The organism is Halobacteriovorax sp. XZX-3 (assembly GCF_043196495.1).
Classification (GTDB): Bacteria; Bdellovibrionota; Bacteriovoracia; order Bacteriovoracales; family Bacteriovoracaceae; genus Halobacteriovorax_A.
On sequence record NZ_JBEBMO010000002.1, the window covers coordinates 979,106 to 1,002,898 of the forward strand.

The 23,793-nt window shown below is 36.6% G+C and carries 25 protein-coding genes; 9 read left to right on the plus strand and 16 right to left on the minus strand.

The genetic code is table 11. The annotated features are described in order from the left end of the window. Window positions 1-5: 5 nt before the first annotated feature. From ABMA70_RS15280 to ABMA70_RS15295, 4 genes are all read left to right on the plus strand, one after another. Window positions 6-1,403, plus strand: coding sequence for a hypothetical protein (locus ABMA70_RS15280; protein ID WP_392992363.1), 1,398 nt, complete (start codon window positions 6-8; stop codon window positions 1,401-1,403). Beyond that, a complete protein-coding gene (locus tag ABMA70_RS15285; RefSeq protein ID WP_103219091.1) occupies window positions 1,400-2,323 on the plus strand; it encodes a hypothetical protein in 924 nt (307 codons plus the stop codon). The genes ABMA70_RS15280 and ABMA70_RS15285 overlap by 4 nt, the downstream gene beginning before the upstream one ends. Then, complete coding sequence (locus ABMA70_RS15290; RefSeq protein ID WP_392992361.1) at window positions 2,323-3,363, plus strand: quinone-dependent dihydroorotate dehydrogenase; 1,041 nt, start codon at window positions 2,323-2,325, stop codon at window positions 3,361-3,363. The genes ABMA70_RS15285 and ABMA70_RS15290 overlap by 1 nt, the downstream gene beginning before the upstream one ends. Before the next feature lie 97 nt (window positions 3,364-3,460). After that, on the plus strand, window positions 3,461-4,282 hold the full coding sequence (locus tag ABMA70_RS15295; protein WP_103219090.1) for a hypothetical protein: 822 nt from the start codon (window positions 3,461-3,463) through the stop codon (window positions 4,280-4,282). Here the strand turns inward: ABMA70_RS15295 and sfsA are convergent. Then, complete coding sequence (sfsA, locus tag ABMA70_RS15300; protein ID WP_158246944.1) at window positions 4,277-5,029, minus strand: DNA/RNA nuclease SfsA; 753 nt, start codon at window positions 5,027-5,029, stop codon at window positions 4,277-4,279. The two genes, ABMA70_RS15295 and sfsA, sit on opposite strands and share 6 nt — an antisense overlap. Before the next feature lie 81 nt (window positions 5,030-5,110). Between sfsA and ABMA70_RS15305 the strand changes: the two genes are divergently transcribed. Then, entirely contained in the window at window positions 5,111-6,463 is a 1,353-nt protein-coding gene (locus ABMA70_RS15305; protein ID WP_103219088.1) for a hypothetical protein, read from the plus strand. Here the strand turns inward: ABMA70_RS15305 and ABMA70_RS15310 are convergent. From ABMA70_RS15310 to ABMA70_RS15325, 4 genes are all read right to left on the minus strand, one after another. After that, a complete protein-coding gene (locus ABMA70_RS15310; RefSeq protein WP_392992359.1) occupies window positions 6,460-6,738 on the minus strand; it encodes a hypothetical protein in 279 nt (92 codons plus the stop codon). The two genes, ABMA70_RS15305 and ABMA70_RS15310, sit on opposite strands and share 4 nt — an antisense overlap. Window positions 6,739-6,800: 62 nt before the next feature. Further along, window positions 6,801-8,663 (minus strand): DUF4105 domain-containing protein, encoded by a 1,863-nt coding sequence (locus ABMA70_RS15315; RefSeq protein WP_103219086.1) that lies wholly within the window; start codon window positions 8,661-8,663, stop codon window positions 6,801-6,803. A 62-nt stretch (window positions 8,664-8,725) separates the two neighbouring features. After that, window positions 8,726-9,157: a DUF3015 family protein gene (locus ABMA70_RS15320; RefSeq protein WP_103219085.1), complete on the minus strand. Its 432-nt coding sequence runs from the start codon at window positions 9,155-9,157 to the stop codon at window positions 8,726-8,728. Window positions 9,158-9,287: 130 nt separating this feature from the next. Further along, a complete protein-coding gene (locus ABMA70_RS15325) occupies window positions 9,288-10,652 on the minus strand; it encodes a hypothetical protein (protein WP_103219084.1) in 1,365 nt (454 codons plus the stop codon). Window positions 10,653-10,830: 178 nt separating this feature from the next. On the opposite strand from ABMA70_RS15325, the gene pyrE reads away from it, so the two are divergent. The 3 genes from pyrE (at window position 10,831) to ABMA70_RS15340 (ending at window position 13,967) form a co-directional block, all read left to right on the plus strand. Next, window positions 10,831-11,463, plus strand: a complete 633-nt coding sequence (gene pyrE / locus ABMA70_RS15330) for an orotate phosphoribosyltransferase (protein ID WP_103219083.1) — start codon at window positions 10,831-10,833, stop codon at window positions 11,461-11,463. Between the two features lie 130 nt (window positions 11,464-11,593). Then, window positions 11,594-12,865 carry a citrate synthase gene (locus ABMA70_RS15335; protein WP_103219082.1) on the plus strand — a complete coding sequence of 424 codons (1,272 nt, stop codon included), beginning with the start codon at window positions 11,594-11,596 and terminating at the stop codon, window positions 12,863-12,865. A 70-nt stretch (window positions 12,866-12,935) separates the two neighbouring features. Next, window positions 12,936-13,967, plus strand: coding sequence for a small ribosomal subunit Rsm22 family protein (locus ABMA70_RS15340; RefSeq protein WP_103219081.1), 1,032 nt, complete (start codon window positions 12,936-12,938; stop codon window positions 13,965-13,967). A 25-nt stretch (window positions 13,968-13,992) separates the two neighbouring features. On the opposite strand, the gene ABMA70_RS15345 is transcribed toward ABMA70_RS15340, so the two are convergent. The 4 genes from ABMA70_RS15345 to ABMA70_RS15360 all read right to left on the minus strand — a co-directional run bounded on the left by ABMA70_RS15345 (window position 13,993) and on the right by ABMA70_RS15360 (window position 15,877). After that, window positions 13,993-14,502 carry a hypothetical protein gene (locus ABMA70_RS15345; RefSeq protein WP_103219080.1) on the minus strand — a complete coding sequence of 170 codons (510 nt, stop codon included), beginning with the start codon at window positions 14,500-14,502 and terminating at the stop codon, window positions 13,993-13,995. Between the two features lie 189 nt (window positions 14,503-14,691). After that, the gene (locus ABMA70_RS15350; RefSeq protein WP_103219079.1) at window positions 14,692-15,108 is read right to left on the minus strand and encodes a hypothetical protein; all 417 of its coding nucleotides are present in this window, start codon (window positions 15,106-15,108) and stop codon (window positions 14,692-14,694) included. Between the two features lie 71 nt (window positions 15,109-15,179). Beyond that, window positions 15,180-15,446: a type B 50S ribosomal protein L31 gene (locus ABMA70_RS15355; RefSeq protein WP_021268340.1), complete on the minus strand. Its 267-nt coding sequence runs from the start codon at window positions 15,444-15,446 to the stop codon at window positions 15,180-15,182. Window positions 15,447-15,580: 134 nt separating this feature from the next. Continuing rightward, window positions 15,581-15,877 carry a hypothetical protein gene (locus tag ABMA70_RS15360; RefSeq protein WP_103219078.1) on the minus strand — a complete coding sequence of 99 codons (297 nt, stop codon included), beginning with the start codon at window positions 15,875-15,877 and terminating at the stop codon, window positions 15,581-15,583. Window positions 15,878-16,003: 126 nt separating this feature from the next. Between ABMA70_RS15360 and rpmG the strand changes: the two genes are divergently transcribed. Next, complete coding sequence (gene rpmG / locus ABMA70_RS15365; RefSeq protein ID WP_021268365.1) at window positions 16,004-16,180, plus strand: 50S ribosomal protein L33; 177 nt, start codon at window positions 16,004-16,006, stop codon at window positions 16,178-16,180. 59 nt (window positions 16,181-16,239) lie between these two features. Here the strand turns inward: rpmG and ABMA70_RS15370 are convergent, their stop codons facing one another. The 7 genes from ABMA70_RS15370 to ABMA70_RS15400 all read right to left on the minus strand — a co-directional run bounded on the left by ABMA70_RS15370 (window position 16,240) and on the right by ABMA70_RS15400 (window position 23,789). After that, the gene (locus tag ABMA70_RS15370) at window positions 16,240-16,743 is read right to left on the minus strand and encodes a hypothetical protein (protein ID WP_392992354.1); all 504 of its coding nucleotides are present in this window, start codon (window positions 16,741-16,743) and stop codon (window positions 16,240-16,242) included. Between the two features lie 110 nt (window positions 16,744-16,853). Beyond that, window positions 16,854-17,795 carry an ABC transporter ATP-binding protein gene (locus ABMA70_RS15375; protein WP_392992352.1) on the minus strand — a complete coding sequence of 314 codons (942 nt, stop codon included), beginning with the start codon at window positions 17,793-17,795 and terminating at the stop codon, window positions 16,854-16,856. Window positions 17,796-17,810: 15 nt separating this feature from the next. Continuing rightward, window positions 17,811-18,773: an ABC transporter ATP-binding protein gene (locus ABMA70_RS15380; RefSeq protein WP_392992350.1), complete on the minus strand. Its 963-nt coding sequence runs from the start codon at window positions 18,771-18,773 to the stop codon at window positions 17,811-17,813. An 11-nt stretch (window positions 18,774-18,784) separates the two neighbouring features. After that, window positions 18,785-19,672, minus strand: coding sequence for an ABC transporter permease (locus ABMA70_RS15385; protein ID WP_392992348.1), 888 nt, complete (start codon window positions 19,670-19,672; stop codon window positions 18,785-18,787). Beyond that, window positions 19,672-20,697: an ABC transporter permease gene (locus ABMA70_RS15390; protein ID WP_392992347.1), complete on the minus strand. Its 1,026-nt coding sequence runs from the start codon at window positions 20,695-20,697 to the stop codon at window positions 19,672-19,674. Before ABMA70_RS15390 ends, ABMA70_RS15385 begins: the two co-directional genes overlap by 1 nt. A gap of 3 nt (window positions 20,698-20,700) precedes the next feature. After that, a complete protein-coding gene (locus tag ABMA70_RS15395) occupies window positions 20,701-22,302 on the minus strand; it encodes an ABC transporter substrate-binding protein (protein WP_392992345.1) in 1,602 nt (533 codons plus the stop codon). A 245-nt stretch (window positions 22,303-22,547) separates the two neighbouring features. After that, the gene (locus ABMA70_RS15400) at window positions 22,548-23,789 is read right to left on the minus strand and encodes a hypothetical protein (RefSeq protein WP_103219071.1); all 1,242 of its coding nucleotides are present in this window, start codon (window positions 23,787-23,789) and stop codon (window positions 22,548-22,550) included. Between the last annotated feature and the right edge of the window lie 4 nt (window positions 23,790-23,793).

Below are 23,793 nucleotides of genomic sequence, written 5' to 3' on the forward strand. Positions count from 1 at the left end.
GGATAATGAAGAAACTAATATTATTGCTATTATTAGCGACCAATACTCTTGCAGCATCAGTAAGTGCAAGGGGACAGTTCACCTCAAAACCTGGTGACTCTTTATCTTTTATTAAAGAGCAACTCTATGCCAACACGGTTCGCAACGTTCTTGATTCTGAGCTTGAAAAGCTAGGTCTTGATACAAAGACTTTTTGGCAAAATTACGAAACACAATTTGATGAATACTTTGCGCCAATTAAAGAAAATTACGATCGTGAAACTGGTGCAGTTGATGCTGAAGGCAACCCTGTAACTCTAACGGGGAGTGCTCTTGAAAGATACCAAAGGGGAATTCGTAGCAAGAGATTAAAGGCACGCGCTTCTTTTGGTGGATTTAACTCTATTATTTCTTCATACACAGTAAAGAAGATGTCGAAGTCTTTATCACGAGCAGATACACACTATTATAATATCGATGCAAAAGTTAATCGTAAGTTAGTTTCTGAAATTTACTATCGCTATATTGGACAAGGTAAAACACGTAACTTTACAAAACTTTATCTAAATATCAATTACAAGCTTAAGGATCTAACTTGGGAAGAAGTTGGTGTAAGTTCTCAGTCGAAATTTACAGATGTTGTCGAAGATCACTGGCTTAAAGAGTTAGGAGAGAGTGTTGGTGGTGTCTTTCTTGAAGGGATTGAAGTTGTTAATCCATCAACAAGACAAGAAATTTTCGAACACCTAAAGAAGCCTCTTGTTGTCCTTCGTTCAAATGAAGGAGAGATTCTTGGTACTCGTCAGGAAGAGCTTAGAAATTCACTTATGCTAACTCTTGATATCGCACTTGAAAAAGAGTTTAAAGACGAAAAGCAAAAGCAAATTAATATACAGACATTTGGTGGATTAGTTCTTACTGATTTAAGAGATGGTACGATTGTAAACTTCAAAGATTTTGAGGCCAAAGGACAACAGTATTCGACAGTTGATCCACACAAGCAGAGCTCTGATATTGCAAGCTTTGTTTATCAGCTGCCAATCTCAGAAATGAAGGGATTAAAGAGAACGATTAAGGAGAAAGTATCTGTAAAGAACTCTTTTGATATCGTATTAAGAAATACTCATAATATTAATGAGGCATTTGATTTTGCTGGAATGTTAAAAGAAGAAGGTGTTGTTTACTTCTTTGATCCACAAATTACTTCGACTCTTCAAAATGTAGTCAATATTAGTATCACTTTCTCTGGTGATAAAGATAAGGCAATGGATGTCTTGAAGAAGTTTTCTAATACAAAATTATCAGAGCAAGCTTCGATTAAAAGAGATGAAAACCTTCCATTTGTTTTTAATATTATTCATGCTGGTGAGAGTGGAAAAGTTATTAAGGAAGATAAGGAAGCAGCTAAGGCAAAAAGTCTATGATTAAGTTTTTATTACCAATTTTAGTTTTAGTTACAACATCGTGTTCTCTTTTAGTACCACCACAAAAAAGAGATTATCACGGAAGAAAAGAGAGAACGTCTCAGCGTCAACATTTTACAGGCGTTAAAAAGAAGGTTGCACTTCTAACTTTCTTTAATGAATCTCCATTTGGTGGCCAAGATTTAGGTGTTATCGCAACAGAAGAGCTTCGCCGTGAGCTTCAAAAGACGGGACAATTCATTGTTGACCCAATGTCAGCGAGGCTATTTGGTTCTTCGAAGCAGGTCTACTCTCAAGGTGGATCAAAGCTTGTTCAGATGACAAGAAAGGCAAAAGGAGAAGGTGTAAACTTTGTTATTTTTGGTCGAATTATCGAAGCAAGAGTTAGAGAAAAGTCTGATGAAGTAGGTTTTGTTAGAAGCACAAAAAGCTATAGTGAAGCAAAAGTCGAGATAAGAATCTATGACGTTAACTCTAATAAAGAAATCTATACTGATACTCTTGATGGTTATGCAGACGATAGCAGCTACCGCTTCTTTAAGTCTGATCGCGATTCACAAACAAAGTACCGCCAAGATCTTCTTCGCTATGTAACAAAAGTTTCTGTTAGAAAATCAATTCCAAGAATTCTTGATACTGCTCAAAAGCTAGAGTGGATCGGACGTGTTGCAAAAATTATTGGAAATAATATCTATATTAATGCTGGCCGTGACTCAGGACTTAATATCGGTGATGTTTTAAAAGTTGTAACTGAAGGTGTTGATATCTATGATCCTGAAACTGGGGCCCTTATTGGTGTTTCCAAGGGAGAAGTCAAAGGGACAATTGAGATTATCGACTTTATTGGAGCAGATGCTTCAATCGGTATCTTACACTCCGGAGGCTCTGTTCACGAAGGTGACTTTGTTAAGTTGTACTAATGATTTATTCTCTTGCCCGTAACTTCTTATTCAAGTTAGACGCCGAAGATGCTCATGATCTTACAATCGATTTCATGGAGAGGTTTCCTGTCCTTTCTGAGGTTTATCCGAGTTACCGCTCTGATAGTTTAAAATTAAGAATTGGTAAGTTAACGTGGGCAACACCTGTTGGGCTTGCTGCTGGACTTGATAAAAATTGTCGTGGATACGAATTTCTTTCTAATCTTGGTTTTGGTGCTATTGAGGTTGGAACTGTAACACCAAGGCCCCAGGGTGGAAATCCTAGGCCAAGACTATTTCGTTATATTGAAGAAGAGTCTATTCGTAACTGCATGGGCTTTAATAATGAAGGTGGAGAGTTTCTTAAGAATCAAGTACGCTTAGCAAAGCGTTCAATTCCATTAGGTGTGAATATTGGAAAGAATAAGGATACACCTGATAATCTAGCATATGAAGACTATGCGAGCCTTTATCAAGATTTTAAAGATCTTGCTGATTATATCGTTATAAATGTTTCCTCGCCAAATACTCCGGGACTTCGTTCGCATCAAACTCGTGAATCCTTAGAGAAGATCTTTGCTGCTTTAGAGCGTAAAGACGGTGAGGCCGATCTCTATTTAAAAATTTCACCAGATATTGAAGAAGATGAAATTGAAAGTATTATCAAAGTCGCAAGTGACTATAGACTAACTGGTATCATTGCAACAAATACGACTATAATGCAAGAGCGTGGGGTAGGAGGTGTTTCTGGAAAACTGCTTCTGGCCAAAGCACGTAGGGTCCGTAAGGCATGTCTTGATAAGATGAAGGATTTTCCTCATTTAGAGTTCATCGGGGTTGGAGGTTTTTCTTCGTATGAAGATATTGTTGATTATTGGCGTGATGGTGGAAGGTGTTTGCAGATCTATTCGGCCTTTATTTTCCAGGGGCCTAAGCTTCTCCAAGATATTAATCGATCAATAATAAATGATATGTCCCTAAAGGGATTTAGTTGTGTTGAACAACTAATTGATCATTATCAAAAAAAATCTCAAATATAACCTATTAAAATTATGTATAAATAAAAACTAAAACTTAATCTTTTCCTAATATTAACCGAAACGAGTAAAAAGGTTGGTTAAACATTTAAGGAAAGAAATGATTAAAGGCTTAGTTCATACTGTCGTAATTGCATCATTAGGCGCATTTGTCTTTTTCACTAGTAGTGATATTGAGAGTACTCTTAAACAAGAGCTTGGTAGTGGTGCAAATCCATACAAGCATGTTAATCGTTCACCTGACTTTGTTAAACGTTCAATTGCATCTTTATCTGATGATGTTACGGCCCGTGAACTAAAAAAGAGAAGAGTTGAGGATATGCATATCTACAAGTCTTACGAAGAGTCGTTATCAAAACTTAAGGGTTGTATGAGAAGTATCTGTCAGGAATACTTCACAAGTGATGAAGTTTCTGAAAATTATGATAGGTATGGGGATTATATTACAGCGAAGATTAATCAAAATATTAATCAGCTATATAACTTTACGTCAAAAAGAGGCTTTCGTTCTCACTCAATTATTACGACAGCACTAGATTTTATCGATCTTTCAAATGAAGAATTAAAGAAGAACTTAGTTTTACTTTTAAGTACGCAAAAGAGTGATCTAAGATCATTAAATGCCTTAGTTAAACTTTCACAAGGTGTTTACGGTAAGGATCTTCATTCTCTTATTATTTTAGAGCTTGAAAAATATGCAAAGTCAGATGATTTTAAAGATAAGGTAAGCGATCAAATAGTGACAACACTAGCTTCAAACGCTAGCAATGAAAACTCACTTATTACAAGAGAGCTATATCGTTTCATCAATAAAGATAATCTTCAAAAGTTTAATCATCTTTTAACAAAGATTCCTAATGAGAGTCGAGTGTATTCACAGCTTGCAAATCATATCGAGAAGTTCGAATCGACAAGCCTATAAAACAATCTTAAGTTTTTTTGCGACAGTGATTTCTTTCTCATTCATATTTAGTTGGTAGGCAAGAATCTGTACTCCAGCTTCTTTGGCCTTGATAAGAAGTCTTTTATATTCTGTATCAATATCACTCACATTAAAGCTCTTAACATCTTCACGAGAAACAATATAGAGCATTGTGGCCTCATGACCTTGCTCCTTAATTGCCATAAGTTCTTCAAGATGCTTTTGGCCTCTGGTTGAGACGGCATCCGGGAATTGGGCCTGGTCTCCAACTTTTAAAGTAACATTCTTTACTTCAACAAAATTGTATTTAAAACTAGGATCCTCAAGTTTTAAATCTTTCTTATCGATCTCTTTATTGCTTAAGAGAAAATCAATTCTACTTTTACCAATTTTTACTTCACTCTTGAAAAAATCATACCCTCTAAGTTCTTCGAATTTTCCAAGTTCTAGACCTTCCTGAACAATCTTATTTGTAAGGCCTGTATTTACCATAATCCAAGAATCCCCATTCGAAATCATCTGAGCAGAGAATTTAAGCTTTCTCTTTGGGTCATCAGAGTGGGTCATTAGAACTTTCCAATCTGGCTCCCAACATGTTTTCATGCTTCCTGTATTTGCAAGGTGGGCCGTTAGAGTTTGTTCACAACTATACTCTTTAAAGGCATTATCTAATTTAAAATCTAATAAAAATCGTTTGTAGCGTTCAATAATTGTCCCTAAAACCAATTCATTTTCTTTAAATTGCATATTTTTCCTTGTGTGCATGTTGCTAAGCATCTGTAATTATATGTTACAATGACAAATACGATATCATTTTAAGAGGAATTTGTGAAAACTGCTTTAGTAATTTGTGACAATGAAGTTTTAAATTCAATCTACAGTGTAAATCTTAAGACATACACTGAGTTGAATCTGATTTTTACGTCATCACTTGATGAGGCGCTCATTCATATTGAGGACACAGAAGTTCCTATTGATCTACTCGTAACAATGGCCTCAATCGGGGATGAAGATACGGCCCTTTTGGCCTTTCATAATCTTATTGAAAATGATCGCGATATTCCTTCGATTGTTATTGGAGAAGGGGATCTCGTTCCAGATGAGAACTATGTTGTTAAAAATCAATTTGATATCCCTGGCATTCTACAAAATATTTTTGAATGCTTAAAAATTACACCAAAAGAAGTTTTGGCCGTTGTGACAGAAGAGTTATATGAAATGCCTATTCGTCTCTTCTTTCCGTTTAATAAAGCATTTTGTGATACCTACTATATGCTAGAAAATAATGGCGAGAAAGTCCCAACTAAAATATATGACACTGAAAGTGATGTATGGCCAAAGGTAAGAGAATTCTTAGATCAAAATGTTTCACATCTTTTGATACCTGCAAGAGAGCGTTTCGCTTTCACTAAGAGGGTAACTGAGCTTTTAATTGAAAGTATGGAAAAGGTGACTCCTGAAACTCCTCAACAAGAATCTCTTGATTTTGTGGAGCAAAGTATTGATGCAATTGCTGAACAGCTATTTGAAGATGAAGGGGTAACGAAAGAAGTTGTCCAGCTTTCTCAAATGTGTATGGATACGATGGAAGAAGTTATTGATAATGTTCCAGATCTAAAATCTATCCTAAAGGATTTAGCAGCGCTAAAATCTGGCTTTCTCTATAGTCACTCAATTATTGCAGGTTACGTTTCGTCCCATATTCTCGACAACGTTGAATGGGGTGGCCCTGCTCATAAAGAGAAATTAAAATTTGTTCTTTATTTCCACGATATGTACTTAGTGCAAGTCTATAAAAAATATCCTGATCTAATGTACGAGGATAAGATCATTTTTGATCCTCAAGTCTCTGAAGAAGATAAGGAAATCATTATCAATCATGCTGCTGAAGCAGCAGATGCAATTAGGCGCTATCCTGCATGTCCACTTGGGGCCGATGTTATTATCATGCAACACCATGGAACATCAAATGGACTAGGTTTTGCGACAAGTTTTAAAGATGATATCTCTCCACTTGCTAAGGTTCTTATTATTGCTGAAGCATTTACAGAAGAAATCTACCAAAGAATTGAAGATCGCCAAAAAATAAATGTTGAAGATGTAATAACTAAGCTACGTGAGCGCTTTACTAAGCACACGTATAAGAAGATCATCGAAACACTTGCGACGATTAAGATTTAAGCAATATCTACTAATTTTTTTATTGTGACACTATCTTGTTCGAGGGTATAGATTGCGTGCCAGCTATCCTTTAATTGAATCTTTCTGATATTATTGATTTCATCAATTTCAATATTGAGAGGCCCATCGTATTTAATCTTGAATTCACGTGCCTTATCGATACCTAGATCTGAAAGAAGATTTATCCAACAACTAATTTCATCTTGAACTTCAATGGGAGTATTCGCTAGTTGTGCTAAGGCCTGTTGTTCAAATTCAATACTTACTTTTTTCATTTTAAAACTATAGCGATCTTACTTGTGTGTGGCAAATGTCACTTTTTTTTGTTTACTTTCGATTAGTAAAAGAAATTTAGTCCTGCCATCGCTCTTTGGTAAACTTCATCATAGTATTGGTAGGCAAGTCTTAAGCTAACATCCTTGGTAAAGTGAAACTTTGCTTCGCTATTCCATTCATGTTGCTTATTTAAGCGAGTGTTATTTCTAAATGAATATTGATAACTACCTTGCCACGAAAAGTATTTACTCGAGTAGATAAGCCTTATTTTTGGCCCATAAGTAAGAGCATAGTCATAGTCTGACTCATAGATATAAGAGTTTTGTGTTGCTATAAATGCTGCCAGTGCGAATACTTCGTTACCAAAAGTGTAACCAAGATCAAAATCTAAGTAGGGATTTAATGTTCGGCTTTGATATGTAAAGCTCTCAGCAAAACCAAAGTTAAATTGCCAACTAAGCTTCTTTGCAAAAACTGTTACAGGTCTTAAGGCATCGATACGAGCAAGCTGTATATCGACTAACCTCAGTCGATCTTCTTGATAGCGATTATAATCTAACTTTATATTAACTAGCTCTGTTGTGGACATGGGAAGATAACCACTTTGTCTATCGAGTAGGTCGTGGAGTGCTCCACGAAACTCAATATTTAGATATTCTCCATTACTATCAAAGCTTGGACCTAGGCTAAAACGATTTGTAGAGTGGCCTTTATCCGGAGATTTAGGCATTAAAAAATCATAGTTAATATCTTGTGATTTTGAAGCTAATTTTGCTCGTTTGCTATTAATACGAAATTTTTGTGTTCGGTATTCTTTCTTCTCTTTATCTTTTAAAGACTTAGTTGCATCAACATCGGCATTCTTAAAGTCGATATAAAGATTATAAGTATCTAAGACAAATAGTTCATCAACATTATCTTTGATGTCGCTGATATTCTTAGAATCCTTGATAAGCTTTTTGAAAAGTGCTCCTTGCTTTGGATTCATCTCATCATACCTCGCTTTTAATTTTGTATACGAAGCGGGTCTAACTTTAATATTCTTTACGATATTGTCTTGTTCGAATAAAGCGTAGATTGTATCAACTGGAGGAACTGTAGTATCGATATTATCAATTAGCTTCCAGTCTGTTCTAATGGCATCGACAAACGCTAGAATGTGGTAAGAGCAATTCTTAGTGAAGTAGAGATAGTCGAAATAAGCTCGATTCATTTCAAAGAGGTGCGCCTGAAAATAAATAAGATCTTTTCTATCTAAGTTTAATTCATAATCCCAAAGATCTCTCGATTCCATATTATTATATTCTTTAACTTTTACATAATATGGCATCATAGCAAACATGCCTTTAAAGCCACCAAAAATACCTTTGTAGCCATAAACGAGGGGATTACTAGTATCGACTTTCGCACTGAAGTCCACGCCGTAATCTAAGAGATCATTATCTTGGCTTTTAGATGACTTTGAACGAACACGAAAGAATGTGTGACCAAAAGTTGAAGCGGGCTTTTCTATAAAGTAAGAAGAAAAAATAATAGAGACTGAATAGATATCGATTTTCTTTATATAGTCTTGATAAGCAGGACAATCATACAAATTTAATGATTGCTCAATTAGCCTATGTTCTTTTAAGAGCATGAATCTTGCAGGGAAAAGACACTTCGGATGATTATTCATGTCTTTAACAAGAGGGGATTCAACACCTGAAATTGTTTGTTTCAATTCCTCTAGTGGTGATGTCATACCATTTTCAGAAAGAAAATATTCCTTCGCTTTTACTAGGGACTCGTAACCGAAAAGATTCTTTTCATATCGTATGAGCTTTAGCCACCTTTGTGACTTAGAAAAAGTTTCGAGCTCTGTTGATGCCCAAGAAGAATGCCCTAGAGCAAAGAAGAGAAATGTTGCAGTTAAATATTTTTTCATTCTAAAATCAATTTTTGGCGTATTGGAAAAATGGCCTACAACCGAAGTTGTAGGCCAAAGTATTACATCGCTAGTACAGTTTGGATGTTATTGTGGATTGTTTGTGCGTCAGCATTTTCAGCAAAAATCTTATCAAAGTTTTGCTTTAGGTTTGTTTTGTTTGCTGCTGGAGCATTAACTAGAGCAAGGTATGCATCTAGACTTTCACCTTCGCCACGAGCAATATCGCTTGAAAGTGCGATCATGTTGTTTTCAACAAATGATACAGCTGATACACGTGCTGTTTTTGCATCTTCACAACCAAGAGTACCAGTTGACATTGCAAATGTCTGGTTACCTAGGATACCGTTTGTTGTAGCTGCAAGAACGTTAAGAGCTAGTCCTGACTTACCTTCGAAAATTACCGAACCAAGACCACAACCTGCTGGTCCGTGAGCTGCAAATGCTGAAGAAGTAACAACTGTAAAAAGTGCTGCACATAATAGTTTTTTCATCAATAAACTCCTTAATATTGTGATGTTTGTAAAACAATACAAAGAGTTTAACTTAACTAAGAAAAATGTAAATTAAAAATCCCTCGTTTTTGTTTGAGCAAAGGACTCCGCTTTTTAAGAAAAATTTAATTTACAGTATCGTCCTTTGTAGAGCATTAAGTGGGTCTTTGAAGTTACCTTGGTTGTAAACTTCTTTAATTTCTCTAAAGATATTAAGTAAGTTTTTTTTGCCGCCTGTACTTGTACAAAGTTTTAAAATGTAGTTATTTGCTAGGATAAATGCACACGAGTGGGCCGTTAATTTATTTGTACTTAACTTATTAGGGAAGCCATCTCCCTTTGGTTTTTCATGGTGCTGGGCCACGACAAAGTCTGCTTCAGGGTAACCTGTAAAGTACTGTGCAATCTCAGCTGCTTTAAGAGGATGGAGACGGTAGCTTTCTTGCTCACTTTCTTTGAACATTTTAAGCTGTGGGTCCTCTAATGATTGAATTGAAGCAAGGTCTTCATTTTCAAGCATTGAATCATATAAAAGTGAGGCCAGTCCAAGTTTCTTCTTTGATGTCTCAGAGGCCCAGCCAAGAGCTTGTAAAATAAAGTGTGATAAATAAAGTGTCATAATTGATTGAGTGGCAATATCAAATGGCCCTTTTGGAAATAGCGAAAGGACATTACGATACTTCTTATTTTCAAGAATGATTTCACGGCTACAAAGAATGACTTCATCACAAAGTTTAATTACATTCTCTGATACGCCAACAGTTTTAACATATTGATGAATCAAAAGAACGGCCTTAATTTGATTTTCAATAACTTCTGAGTCTTTAAGTCTTTTCTTGCTTTCAAAAGTTTTAAGGAGGTTTTCTATTCCTTCTTCTAAGAATTTTAAGTAGTCATTCTTTTTTAGATAAAGGACTTTTATATTCTTTCTCGCATAAGAATGAATTGTTGCGTGAGAGTATTTCTTATTTGCCGATATGATCTTTGTATACTTTGTTTGAGTTAGTTCTAAATAGACATCGTAGGCGAGTGTATCAAATAAATAAAAGCCACGAATCTTCATTGGCAATAAATCGTCTTCTTCAAATTCCTCAATGCTAGAGCCGAAGTCTTCACTTTTAACCCAGGCAAGGGCCTTGTTAACTGCGCCCATAAAATCTTCTTCTTCAATTGGGCGAAAAAGTGCCGAGCTCGATTCACTTCGTGCATAGAGTGCATCTGGAATTTTTTGTTTGATCATGGCCTCCATACCGATAAAGATAAATGGCCTTTGACCTGTAATCGAAAGAATCTTTCCCGCTAGCTGAGACGGATCTTCATTTTTAAGAGCTACTTCAATAATGATCACGGCAAAAGGACCTTCAAAGCTTAAAAGGTCAATTGCATCATCACCACTCATTGCGCAATGAAGTTGGATATCTGGATAACAATTTGAGAAAGAATCTCTAATGTATCCCCATTCATCTTTTTCATCACAAATATATAATGCTTTCAAAAACGTACTCCTTTAATCAACTAATCATTAATTTCTTTTCATATATCTCCCGCATCGGTAAGTTATTGAAATAATAAAATTTAGTTAGGAGAAAAAATTAATAATCAATTGATAATTATACAAGAATTCGACTTTTTAAGATGGATAAATTTGTTTAAACTATTTTAAAGGGGTTAGCATGACAGAAAAGACAATCTCTCTTGTAAAAGAGATGATAAAATTTGGCTTAATTAAAATTTCTCCACAAAATCCATTTAAATACGCTTCTGGTAAGACTGGGCCTATTTACTGTGACAATCGCCTTATGTCTTCTGATCCAAAAATGTGGAAGCTTGCAATTGAGCTCATGAGTGAACTCATTGAAGAGAATAACTTTTCATATGACTTCATTACAGGTGTTGCAACTGCTGGAATCTCTCACGCTGCGGCATTAGCATTTTATCGTAGCGAGCCAATGAATTATGTACGCTCAAAGCCCAAGGCCCATGGCACGGGTAAGATAGTGGAAGGAAAAGTTGGCGAAAATAGTAAATTACTTTTAGTTGAAGACCTGGTTAACCAAGGCTCAAGTATCGAAAAAGTCATTGGACTCATTCGCGATCAGGGCCATATGGTAGACTCAGTGCTGTGTTTGGTCGACTATCAAACTCCCAATGCTAAAAGGGTTGCTAAAGATTTAGGTATTGAGATTTTTTCTTTAATAAATCTTAATCAATTAGCCGATATTTGTTTGTCGCAAAAATTGATCGATGAAAGAGGCCATGAGCTTCTTATGAAATGGCAGCAAGACCCAGATAATTGGGAAAATTAATGCAACGCTGTGCATTTTAGACGCAAGACGTGTCGACAGATTTAGCAAAAAAAGATATGTATCTACTTAATTTAATTCGTGTTTTTTAACGTATTTAAGTTATATCCAACTTAAATTTTGGAGGAATAAAATGGCCGATAGTGCAAAAATTGAAATCAATGGTCAAACTATTGAAGTTCCTGTGATCGTAGGAACTGAAAACGAAGTCGCTTTAGACATCTCAAAGCTAAGAGCAGAAACAGGTGCTATTACTTTAGATATTGGTTTTGTTAACACAGGATCATGTACGTCGAAGATTACTTTCTTAGACGGAGAGAAAGGTATTTTAAGATACCGTGGTTACCCAATCGAACAACTTGCTGAATCTTCAAACTTTGCTGAAGTTTCTTACCTTCTTTACAATGGAAAGCTTCCAACTGTTAAGGAGCTAGATACTTTCAACAGAGAAATTTCAGCTAACAGCAAGCTTCCAGGTGGCGTTGAAAAAATCATCGACCAATTTCCTGGTTCAGCTCACCCAATGGGTGTACTAGCTGCTGCGATCTCATCTCTAAGTGGTTTCTACCCAGAGTTCTTAGATCCAGAAGCAACTGAAGAAATTAAGAACAAGGCTATTGTTCAATTAATGGGACAAGTAAAAGTTATGATGGCGCAATTCTATCGCAAGACGATGGGAAAAAGCCCACTAACTTCAAATGCTAAGCTAGATTACTCAGCAGATTTCCTAAATCTAATGTTTGATGGTGAAGTAGACCAAGACGTAGCAGACGCTCTTGATACACTTCTAATCCTTCACGCTGATCACGAGCAAAACTGTTCAGCTTCAACTGTAAGAGTTGTAGGCTCTTCACATGCTAACGTATTTGCTTCAATTGCAGCTGGTGTTACAGCTCTTTGGGGACAATTACATGGTGGTGCAAACCAAGCTGTACTTGAAATGCTTGAAGAGATTAAGAAAGATGGTGGTGATTACCAAAAGTTCATCGAAAAAGCGAAAGATAAGGACGATCCATTCCGTCTTATGGGATTTGGTCACCGTGTTTATAAGAACTTTGATCCACGTGCAAAAATCATCAAGAAAGCATGTGACACAATTCTTACTAAGCTTAAAATCGAAGATCCACTTCTTGATATCGCAAAAGGTCTTGAAGAAGTTGCTCTTAAAGATGAGTACTTCGTTAAGCGAAACCTATATCCAAACGTAGATTTCTACTCAGGAATCATCTACAAAGCACTTGGAATCCCAACTAATATGTTTACAGCAATGTTCGTATTAGGTCGTTTACCAGGTTGGCTATCTCAGTGGAAAGAACTGAGAGAAGATGGAGCACGTATTTCTCGTCCTCGCCAAGTTTATATTGGTGAAAATGAGAGAGATTACGTAGCACCAGAAAAAAGATAGTATAATCTTTTAAAAAGAATATTGAATTCGGGCCCAAGGATTTCTTGGGCCTTTTTTTTAGGAAGTAGAAATGTTTGAATACGATAAAATTTTAAAGAGTCTCTTAAATCCAAATCTTAATAAGCAGCAACTTGCAAAACTTATTGGGACTCAGTCGACACAATTTACTAGTGAGCGTACTAAGCTTAAGAATAACTACTCTGATGAGGATTTAATCAGTGCCTATACATCATTCTACTTTCCAACAAATGCTCTTAAACTTGAGTTTTTAACTGAACATTTAAGCGAGCAGATGAAGGCCGAAATTTCTAAAACTCACATCTTAGATATTGGAACAGGACCTGGAACTTATGTTTTTGCGGCAAGTGAGCTTTTTTCGGATGCTCTTTCTTTCACAGGAGTTGATGAATCTAAGCTTATGATTGAACAGGCCAATAAGCTTAATAATGAGTATTTTCAAAATCCTAAAATTGGTTTTTCTCAAACTCTACCAAATGTTGACGATGCTCCAAGAACTCTTATTTTTGGTAATTCGATCAATGAAATGGGAATGCCTGCGGCCTTTAAGATTATTAAGCGCTACAACCCTAAATTTATCATTTGTATTGAACCTGGAACAAAAGATGTATTTAAAGACCTTCTTGCTTTAAGAAAGAAGCTTCTCTTAATCGATTACAAAATTCAATATCCATGTATGGGGCAGGGGACTTGTCCTCTTGAAGGGATCGATGACTGGTGCCACCAATCAATTAAAACTTCATTGGACTTCGAGCTCGAGTCTCTTTCGCAAGTTGCAAAATTAGATCGTAAGGTCATGCCTGCAACAATTCACTTCTATGCATTAAACCAAATTGAAGATAAGAGCGGTAAAGCAAGAATTATTCGTTTAAAGAAAAATGTTAAGCACGCATTCCTTTGGGATGTCTGTGATGAAAATAATAAGTCTGTGACTTTAGAAGTTCCTAAGAAACTCTTTAAGAAGAAAGTTGTTAAGCAATTAGAAGAGATTTCCTCTGGTATTTGTGTTCGCTATACAATTGATAAGGAACTTGAAAATTCTACTGTTCGTGTAAAGACTATTGAAGTTGAAGGTGTTGAATAAGGGAGCATAAGGCTCCCTTAGATATTTACTTTTTACTAGCTGGTAGACGATTAAGTGGTGCTGTCAGGACGTCCTGAAGTCTTACGCCTGATCTAAACTCGATTAAATCCATACTTGTGATTTTTTGCTTTCCAATAATATAGGCCTTCTTTGAAATCATATTAGTCATAAAGGCGGTATCAAGTTCACTTAGAAGCGCTTTTTTATTTTTTTCAAGTGAGTCGACGTGTGCTTTCGTTGCATGATAATTTCTTACCTTTGCTCCTTGTGCTCCACCTGCAGGTGCCCAAGCAACTGACAGTGGCCAAAAGAGTAGGTTTACAACACCATTAGGTACATCGCCATTATAGAAATCTCCTACACCTGGCAGGATATTTAAAACTGCGGCCAGTGTTTCATCTTTTTCTTTCACTTCAAGTCCTTTTGCTTTCCACTCAGCATACTCTCTTGCTTGATATGAGTTGATAGAAGAACAACTTGCTAGAAGTGATAAAACAGATAGAAGTAGAAATACTCTTTTTAATAATTTACTCACTATTCCCCCTTAAGTGATACATGTTCAGTTTCACTTTATTCGGTAAATATACTTTATTTCTTTAGTCGGGAGAATGTGTAAGTATTTGTAAATAAAGGGATTTCTTTAGGCTGTCTTTGGTTAAGAGAGCTAACTTATGAAAATAATGAAATGTAATTTACTGATAAAATAAATAATTTATTTTTAAGATTATTTAGACTTCAGCTCTTTGACTTCGTAGATAATTTTTTCTTTATCCATCTTGAAGTGGGGCATTGTTAAGATTTTTGAAAGGACATCCTTGGCAAGTTTTCTCATTTCCTTTGTTTCAAGAATGGCCATCAGTCGATTCACTTCATTTTCTGTATAATTGGCCTTAATACGTTTTTTTATTTCTTCTTTGATATCAACGAAGCTTGTATTGTCATCAATGATTTTTTCAAGTTTTTTATTGTCTAAGCTTTTTGCAGACTTTTCTATCAGCTGTCTTTTAACAAAGTCTGCACGCTCTTTTGAGTCATTAATTAGGTATTGCTCTTTTAACAGAATGTCGGCGATATAATTGATCTTGTTATCGAGGTTGGCAAAACTTAGCTGTGCAATAAAGATAGTGATTAGAAATTTCATATCTTAAATTATAAATAAAAAAGCCTCGCAATGCGAGGCTTCTTTTATATTCGAAAATTTTGATTCGATAATTACTTTTTCTTCCCAAGTGAAGCGTAAGAAGTACCAAATTTCTTTCTGAATTTATCGATACGACCTTCAGTATCAAGAACTTTAGTTTTTCCTGTATAGAATGGGTGAGAAAGACTTGAGATATCAAGTTTTACGTATGGGTAAGTTTTCCCATCAAACTCTTCTTCTGAATCAGCTTTGATTGTTGATTTAACTACAAATTTTGTGTCTGCAGAGATGTCATGGAAAAGAACGTCTCTGTACTCTGGGTGAATACCTTTTTTCATTTTAAACCTCGTTATCTTTTGCATTGCTTGGTACAATGCTGATTTAGTATTAATTAGAGATTTGAGCAATTTCGCCCATATAGGACCATTTGTCAAGATCTAATGTAGTGCTTCCATAGCTGAGATGGGCATTTTTAATGTGCGCTACAAGAGCTGCAGCCACCTCCAGACTTATCTGTCGGGTCGTTAAATTGCCAATGTCCATATTTTTCATTGATAAAATCAATGGCGCTCTTTAAAGAGCTGAAATCTCGTTGAAAAACCTCAAGATCTTCACCGTCCACAACTGTAACAGAATAGAGGATAAGCTCTTTTATTTGGCCATCAACTTCTTGGATATCTCCAGTCATTCCAATGAATGATTTAAAGTGCTCACTATTATAGTGGGCGAAGTTCCAATTTTTGAGATTTACAAGATTTTGTGTTTCCATGCTGTATTTTTAGCAGTTGGCCCTTGCCATGACAATGTATTTCTAGTAAGTTTCTAACCTACGAATTGTAATTTGTATAAATTAGAGAAAACAATTTTAAAGTTTTATATATTTTAGGAGGCAGTTATGGCAAAGGGGCCAAGAGTTATTATTACACTTGAGTGTACAGAAGCGAGAAAGAATGGACAAACTCCATCTCGTTACACAACTACTAAAAACAAAAAGACTCATCCAGAGAGACTTGAAGTTAAGAAGTACAATCCTTTCTTAAGAAAGCACACACTTCACAAAGAAATTAAGTAATTTGATTTTTCAAATTTACATATAAAAAAAGCCTCGCATTGCGAGGCTTTTTTTATGAACTAGAGTTCAAATTCACATTCGTATTCAGCTGTTTCCACAGACTTCTTCGAAAAGAGCCTTTTATTAAAAACATGGGCCTTCATCATAGATGGGTCATCAAGATTAAAATCAACTTCAGTTGTATAACCACGACTAGGGTCTCTGTATGAGAGGTGTGTGTCGCCATTGTCACTAACTTCGATTTTAGCTTTTTCAAACATTTTACCATTTTCAAGAATTGTTGGGATAATACTCAGTCCTTCATAACCCTTTTCAGTATCCCAAAAAGACACTTTATACGTTGTGTTCTTGTATTCCGAGAATTGCTCTTTAATAATTCCAAAACAAGCCCTATCGCCAAGAAGTAAGTTCTTTTCGAGGACATAAGACTTTGCTTTCACGCGATTACATTTTATGACATTAGAAATTTTATTCCCTGGCCAGCTTGGATCAAATAGCGCCTCGTCAGCGCAAAAGCCAGCAAATACAGATGATGTTAGTACTAGAGTAACGATTAGTTTCATATGTTTATCCTTCAAATTTATTGTTTGAGGATTTATAGCAAATTTACGATATAAATAGTGTTTAGTTGAAATAATTACAATAGGCTTCCTGACGGAAGCCTTTATCATGATTAATTTTCAATAACTTCGTGACAAAAAACATCTCTGCTGTCGATATGACGACACTCTGGTGCTTTGCTTTTACAATGCTCAACTGCAAGTGGGCAGCGAGTATGAAAGTTACATCCAGCAGGTGGATTAAGAGGTGATGGAAGCTCCACATTCTTAAGTGGTGGGAAGGCCTTGATCACTTCGTTTTCTACCGCGTGGGCCGACTTTAGAAGTGTTTTCGTATAAGGATGCAGTGGAGTCGTAAAGATGACATCACTTTTTCCATATTCACAAACCTTTCCAAGATACATGACAAGTACCTTGTCCGCTATATAGCGAACGACAGAGAGATCATGAGAGATGAAGATATAAGTGAGATTAAATTCTTCTTGAAGGTCTTTTAACAGATTTAAAACTTGCGCTTGAACTGAAACATCAAGAGCAGATACTGGCTCATCAAGAATTAAAACTTTTGGTTTTAAAATAAGAGCTCTGGCAATTCCTATTCTTTGACGTTGGCCACCACTAAACATATGTGGGTACTTGTGAGCATGAGCACGACGAAGGCCTACTGTTTCCATAAGTTCACATGCACGCTCAAAAGCTTCTTTCTTTGTTACTTTCTCATTGATAAGAAGGGGATCAGCGATTATTTCCCATGCTTTTTTTCTTGGGTTAAGTGACTCGAGTGGATTTTGGAAAACCATTTGAATGGACTTGTATAGTTCTTTTGAAGAAAGAGTTGAGAAGTCTTTACCACCGATTGTGATACTTCCATCTGTTATTTGCTCAAGTGCCATAAGACATTTTGCAAGAGTCGACTTTCCACAACCAGATTCCCCAACTATTCCAAGAGTTGTTTTTTCTTGAAGAGTGAAGCTTAGGCCATCGATGGCCTTTACAAACTTGTCTGCGACAGGATAGTACTTTTTTAAATCATTTACTTTAATTGTATCAATCATATCTATACCTAATTCTTAATTTAATGGGTGAATACAGCGAAGAGAGCGATCATTATGAATGACAAGCTTAGGGAGTAATTCACATTGTTCAGTCGCATATTCACATCGCTTTCTAAACTGGCATCCTGTAGGGCGATCACCTAAGTCTGGAACCATCCCTTTTATTGAGTAAAGGGGAGCGTTAATATCATTTGTAAATGAAGGAATTGACTTCAATAGTCCTGATGTATAGGGGTGGCGAGGAGAATTGATGACGGCCATTGTTGGCCCTTTTTCAATGACTTCGCCAGCATACATAACTTGAAGAGTTTGCGTGAAGTCTTTAACGACAGCAAGATCGTGGGAGATAAAGATAACGGCCATGCCTGTTTCTTTTTGAATCTCATCTAGGAGCTCTAGAATTTGCTGTTGAACAGTAACATCAAGGGCCGTTGTTGGCTCATCTGCAATTAAAAGCTTTGGGCTTGAAGCAATGGCCATCGCAATCATCACTCGTTGGGCCATTCCACCAGATAGCTCGTGTGGGTAAGCTTTCATGCGCTCTTTAGGCGCAGGAATTCCAACTTGAATTAATAGCCTTTCAACACGATCCTTACGTTCTTGTTTTGATAAGTTTGGTTCGTGAATGAGCAGAACTTCCTCAATCTGATTTTCAACTGTATAACATGGGTTTAGGCTACTCATGGCATCTTGGAAGATCATACTGATATCGCCTCCGCGAATCTGTTGCCACGATTTCTCATTAAGTTTTTGCAGATCAACTCCGTTGAAACTTAATTCTTCAGCTTCAACGACAGCATTATCATCAAGCAGGCCCATAATTGCCATATTCGTGATACTTTTTCCACAACCTGACTCACCAACGATTCCAAGTGTTTCACTCGCTTTAACTTCAAACGAAACATTTCGAACGGCGTGAATAAGTCCTTTCTTTGTTTTAAAGTGTATATTTAAATTCTTAACTTTTAATAAACTCATATATTTCTCTTCTATCGTTTAAGCTTCGGATCAAGTGCATCTCTTAGGCCATCTCCAAAAAGATTCAGTCCCAAAACAACGGCCAAGATACAAAGACCTGGAAGTGTCACAAGCCATGGAGCACTTTGAATGTAAGGTCTGGCATCACTTAGCATAATTCCCCATTCTGGAGTAGGTGCCTGGACACCTAGGCCAAGAAAGCCAAGTGCGGCCGTTGAAAGAATCCCTTCTGAAAGGCCTAGTGTTACTTGAACAATGAGTGTCGCCATACAATTTGGTAGAATTTCTTTAAGCATAATTCGCATAGGTGAGGCACCAAATGTTTTTGCTGCCTGAATGTATTGAAGATTTTTTATTTCTAATACATTTGCACGAATAAGACGTGTGAACGAAGGTACACTTACTAAGGCAACAGCAAAAACGGCATTCATTAAGCCTGGGCCAATTACAGAAACAACGATAATAGCAAGTAAGATGCTTGGGTAGGCCATGAGGATATCGATGAATCTCATGATAACTGCATCTGTTTTGCCTCCAAAGTATCCAGCAAGAAGGCCAAGCATTGTTCCTACTAAAGTTGAGATCAAAACAATTGAGATACCAACAAAGAGAGAAATTTGCGCTCCATAGATAAGTCGGCTTAGAACATCTCGACCCAGATCATCTGTACCTAAGATAAATTGTAGAGTGCCACCTTCTGCCCAAAATGGAGGTAGGCGAAGTTGTCCTGGGAAAATCTCGCTTGCTCCATGTGGTGCAATTAAAGGTGCCAGTAGAGCAATGATGATAAAGCCTAAGACAAGAGCTAGACCGAAGATCGCCCCTTTGTTGTCACTAAAGTGATCAATAAATTCCTTAAAGACTTCCATTGTTGTTACATTTGAATTTTGTACTTCCATTATTTTGAACCTGAAATTTTTGGATTAACAATTGAGTAGATAATATCCACACACATATTGATGAAAATTACCATCAGAGCAATAAAGAGAATTCCTCCTTGGATAACTGGATAATCTCTTGCGTGAATACTTGCAACTAGCCAGCGTCCAATACCTGGCCAAGAAAAAATTGTTTCAGTAAGAATGGCCCCAGTAATAATACTTCCAAAAAGAAGACCGATTACTGTGACAATAGGAATCAGTGCATTTCGTACAGCGTGTTTCCAAACAATCTTTTGATAGCTTTGACCTTTGGCCTTTGCTGTTTGGATATATGGAGCTTTGAGTACTTCTAGTACACTTGATCTTGTCATTCTTGATATAACGGCGAGGGGAATTGTTCCCATGGCAATTGTTGGAAGAATGAGGTGTTTTAGTGCAGAAGTAAAAGGTGCAAAACCATCAAATGAAATGACCTCTGGGTTTAATGTATCAATTAGCATTAGACCTGTAACTCTTGGAACATCAAAGAGAACATCCATTCTGCCTGATACTGGAGTAATTCCCATGTTAACTGAGAAGATAATGATAAGAATTAAACCCCACCAAAATATTGGCATTGAGTAGCCAACAAGTGAAGTACCCATTAAGAGATAGTCCATAAAAGAATTGCGCTTTAATGCCGCATAAACTCCTGCTGGTATTCCAATCAAGATTGCAAAGATCATAGCACAAATTCCCAACTCTAAAGTCGCTGGAAAACGCGAAAAGAACTCATTAATGACAGTTTGCTTGGTCACAATGGAAACGCCAAAATCACCTGAGAAAATATTTTTCATATAAATGAAGTATTGCTCTAAGATGGGGCGATCAAGGCCAAGTGTTTTTTGCATGGCCGCATAGACTTTGGGATCTGCACCACGCTCTCCTAAGAGAAGTAGGACAGGATCACCAGGAACTAAACGGACAACGATAAAAGAAAATAAGCTAATCCCAATAAGTGTTGGGATTAGCTGTAGAAAGCGTTTTTGTAAAAAATTTTTCATATATTATTCTAATGAAACTTTATCGAAGATATCATTTCCTAATGGGTGAATCTTAAATCCTTTCACATTACTTCTCATTGCACGGTGTACTGTTGAGTGAAATAGTGTGATCCAAGGAACTTCTTTTTTGAATACTTCTTGAGCTTTCATGTAGTGAACAGCTCTTTCTTTTTTGTCACTTAAGCGCTTGGCCGCAATAACTTCGCTATCGTATTCTTTATTACACCAATTAGCATAATTTGATCCTGCCTTTGCTCCTTCACAGCTTAGTAGCATATAGAGAAAGTTGTCAGGATCTCCATTATCTCCCGTCCATCCCATCTGTAGCATTGCGTGTTCACCAGCGTGGGCCTTTTTCAAGTAAGTCGGCCAGTCATAAGTAACGAGCTCAACTTTAATTCCAACTTTTGCAAGATCTTCTTGCATTAGTTCACCCATCTTCTTTCCATTTGGGTTGTAAGGACGTGAAACTGGAAGAGTCCAAAGAGTCGTGCTAAAGCCATCTGGTAACCCTGCTTTCTTTAGTTCTTCTTTTGCCATCTCTACATTGTAGTCATAGTCTTTGATATCGTTGTTATATCCCCAGATTGTTGGTGGCATTGGGTTTTTAGCAACTGTTGCATACCCAAGATAAATTGGCTCAACATATGTCTTTCTATTTAATGCATAATTAATTGCGCGTCTTACGTGAATATTATCAAATGGCCTCTTTTGAGTGTTAAGAGCAAGATAACCAACATTTAGGCCTGGCCCTGAAAGAACAGTGATATCTTTGTTCGCATCAAGTGCTGCGATATCTGTTGGTGCAGGTTGAGTCGCTAAGTGACATTCTCCGGCCACTAGCTTTTGAGTTCTAACTGATGGGTCTGGAGTGATTGAGAAAACCATTCGTTTAACTTTAGGTACGCCATTAAAGTATTCTTTATTGGCCTCATAGCGAATCATTGTATCTTTCTGATAAGACTTAAAGATAAATGGTCCCGTTCCAACTGGATTACGATCAAGAACTTCAGGAGTTTTGGCCGCTAGCATTTTTTCACCATACTCACGAGAGAGAATACTTGTAAATGCCATTGCAAAGTTTGCAAGTAGGGGTGCTTCAGGGTGATGAAGAGTAATTTGTAATTGGTGCTTATCTGTCTGGTTGATACTTTTGATGATATTACTCATTCCCATACCATCCCAGTACTCATAAATACCGCCACTAACTTTGTGGTAAGGATGATTCTTATCGAACATACGATTAAAAGACCACACAATATCACTTGCATCGAGATTACGAGTCGGTTTGAAATCTTTTGTTGTATGGAACTTAATATCTTTTCTGATATTGAAAGTATAAGTTAGTTGGTCTTCAGAAATTGTCCAGCTTTCAGCAATTGATGGAATGATATTTGTCGAGCCTGTCTCAAATTTTACAAGTCTGTTATATAGAGGATAAACGGCCGCATTATGTGATGGGCCATCTGTTAAGAATTGTGGGTTAAACCCAGAAGGTGAGCCTTCTGAACAATAAACAAAGGTTGATTTATTTGCGCTGCTCTTTCCCGAGCACGATACGACAAGTGCGGCCATGATTAATGTGGCCATTAAACTTTTAAGCATTATTCTCTCCCTTTACTTAAAATGTATTAATTTTTATTTAGTTAAAATGATACGTAGCATTTAGCGCTCCGTAAACAATGCCTAGCGACATTTTGACTAAATATAACTTCTTTTAACTAGATTATTGTGAGGAGAAAATAATAGAAAAACCCCCTACGCTCAGTAGAGGGTTTCTTTATTATAAGTGGCCTTCATCAATTCCCTAATATTGAAGAAGGCCCTTATATTAAATAAGGGCCAATTTATTAAAACTTAGCTTTTGTATTTAGTGTGTGTGTCACTGACTTAAGTTCTTGTCCCGGTACTTTTGATACTAGAGGAAAGAATGTAAGTGTAACCTTTAACTCACGTGCCTTTTCAAATGGCCCAAGAGCAAATTTCTTAATCTTTTCAAATCCGTGCTTTTTCAATTCTTCTGTAAATAGAATATTTCCATTATCAAGAAGAGTTTTATTAAAAGTTAGAAGATTGATTGTTTTCTTAAAATGAATCTTCTTCTTTTCTTTGTCATAGATAACAATTTCTGCACTTAGCTCTTGCATGCCTTCTGTAAAATTTGAAAGTTCCAGTTCGAATTGACCTTTAACTCCAACTTTTACGTTTTCAGGATTTACTAGAATAGGAGCTTTCGCTTCATCTAGGTCAAAGAATTCTACTTTAAGAGTTGACTCATAATTGTAATCAGAAACTTTTGTAAAGTCTGAAACTTGGAAGTTAATTTGAGTTGCTTCTTTATTTAAGTTTTGTACAAGTGTATCAAAGCTCTTAAGTTCGTTGCTAAACTCAAGCGTGAAATTTGCATCAGCTTTATCAACTGCACCAAGGTATTGTACCTTTACTTTGTGAGTTACATTTTCCATTTCTTTGTATGCAACTGTACGAGTCTTTGTACATGAGTATGGTTCTGAGCGGTACTTTGTTACATCACGACAAACATATTTTTGGTAAGGAACATTGTCACATACATTACGTCCTGGACGAGTGTGACATCTTCTTACTGGTACATTTCCACATACACGATCTTGGTATGGGATTGAACGACAAGTTTCGCGTCCTGGGACTGTCTCGCAAACACGACGGCTATCACGTTGACGACATTCTTGTCTTCCATTCACTGTACGACAAATTCTTTGTCCCGGAACTGTACGACATTCTTGTCTCGAAGGACCTCTTGTACACTCACGACGATATCTCGTTTCATAACGGCATTGGTAATCATATTCAGTTTCACAAACCTGACGGCCTGGCTCCCAACGACATTCTCTTCTATAATCTGTTTCATAACCACACTCATTTTCTTGATATGGTATTTGGCGGTAACATGTCCCTTCGTATGGCTCTTCTTTGTACTTAGTAACTTCAACTTCCTTAGCTAGTACTTGTACATCATTATCTCCACCATTGAATGAGAAGTTTAATTGATGATCGCTTGCATTCGCAGCGAGAGTGTAACATGCGAGCATTAGCCCGATTAGAATTTTTGACATTTCT

What these genes read in the sequence shown, in the direction of transcription:
- ABMA70_RS15280 (WP_392992363.1), top strand. Translation starts at nt 6, where the DNA reads ATGAAGAAACTAATATTATTGCTATTATTAGCGACCAATACTCTTGCA.
- ABMA70_RS15285 (WP_103219091.1), top strand. Translation starts at nt 1,400, where the DNA reads ATGATTAAGTTTTTATTACCAATTTTAGTTTTAGTTACAACATCGTGT.
- ABMA70_RS15290 (WP_392992361.1), top strand. Translation starts at nt 2,323, where the DNA reads ATGATTTATTCTCTTGCCCGTAACTTCTTATTCAAGTTAGACGCCGAA.
- ABMA70_RS15295 (WP_103219090.1), top strand. Translation starts at nt 3,461, where the DNA reads ATGATTAAAGGCTTAGTTCATACTGTCGTAATTGCATCATTAGGCGCA.
- sfsA (WP_158246944.1), bottom strand. Translation starts at nt 5,029, where the DNA reads ATGCAATTTAAAGAAAATGAATTGGTTTTAGGGACAATTATTGAACGC.
- ABMA70_RS15310 (WP_392992359.1), bottom strand. Translation starts at nt 6,738, where the DNA reads ATGAAAAAAGTAAGTATTGAATTTGAACAACAGGCCTTAGCACAACTA.
- ABMA70_RS15315 (WP_103219086.1), bottom strand. Translation starts at nt 8,663, where the DNA reads ATGAAAAAATATTTAACTGCAACATTTCTCTTCTTTGCTCTAGGGCAT.
- ABMA70_RS15320 (WP_103219085.1), bottom strand. Translation starts at nt 9,157, where the DNA reads ATGAAAAAACTATTATGTGCAGCACTTTTTACAGTTGTTACTTCTTCA.
- pyrE (WP_103219083.1), top strand. Translation starts at nt 10,831, where the DNA reads ATGACAGAAAAGACAATCTCTCTTGTAAAAGAGATGATAAAATTTGGC.
- ABMA70_RS15335 (WP_103219082.1), top strand. Translation starts at nt 11,594, where the DNA reads ATGGCCGATAGTGCAAAAATTGAAATCAATGGTCAAACTATTGAAGTT.
- ABMA70_RS15340 (WP_103219081.1), top strand. Translation starts at nt 12,936, where the DNA reads ATGTTTGAATACGATAAAATTTTAAAGAGTCTCTTAAATCCAAATCTT.
- ABMA70_RS15350 (WP_103219079.1), bottom strand. Translation starts at nt 15,108, where the DNA reads ATGAAATTTCTAATCACTATCTTTATTGCACAGCTAAGTTTTGCCAAC.
- ABMA70_RS15355 (WP_021268340.1), bottom strand. Translation starts at nt 15,446, where the DNA reads ATGAAAAAAGGTATTCACCCAGAGTACAGAGACGTTCTTTTCCATGAC.
- ABMA70_RS15360 (WP_103219078.1), bottom strand. Translation starts at nt 15,877, where the DNA reads ATGGAAACACAAAATCTTGTAAATCTCAAAAATTGGAACTTCGCCCAC.
- rpmG (WP_021268365.1), top strand. Translation starts at nt 16,004, where the DNA reads ATGGCAAAGGGGCCAAGAGTTATTATTACACTTGAGTGTACAGAAGCG.
- ABMA70_RS15370 (WP_392992354.1), bottom strand. Translation starts at nt 16,743, where the DNA reads ATGAAACTAATCGTTACTCTAGTACTAACATCATCTGTATTTGCTGGC.
- ABMA70_RS15375 (WP_392992352.1), bottom strand. Translation starts at nt 17,795, where the DNA reads ATGATTGATACAATTAAAGTAAATGATTTAAAAAAGTACTATCCTGTC.
- ABMA70_RS15380 (WP_392992350.1), bottom strand. Translation starts at nt 18,773, where the DNA reads ATGAGTTTATTAAAAGTTAAGAATTTAAATATACACTTTAAAACAAAG.
- ABMA70_RS15385 (WP_392992348.1), bottom strand. Translation starts at nt 19,672, where the DNA reads ATGGAAGTACAAAATTCAAATGTAACAACAATGGAAGTCTTTAAGGAA.
- ABMA70_RS15390 (WP_392992347.1), bottom strand. Translation starts at nt 20,697, where the DNA reads ATGAAAAATTTTTTACAAAAACGCTTTCTACAGCTAATCCCAACACTT.
- ABMA70_RS15395 (WP_392992345.1), bottom strand. Translation starts at nt 22,302, where the DNA reads ATGCTTAAAAGTTTAATGGCCACATTAATCATGGCCGCACTTGTCGTA.
- ABMA70_RS15400 (WP_103219071.1), bottom strand. Translation starts at nt 23,789, where the DNA reads ATGTCAAAAATTCTAATCGGGCTAATGCTCGCATGTTACACTCTCGCT.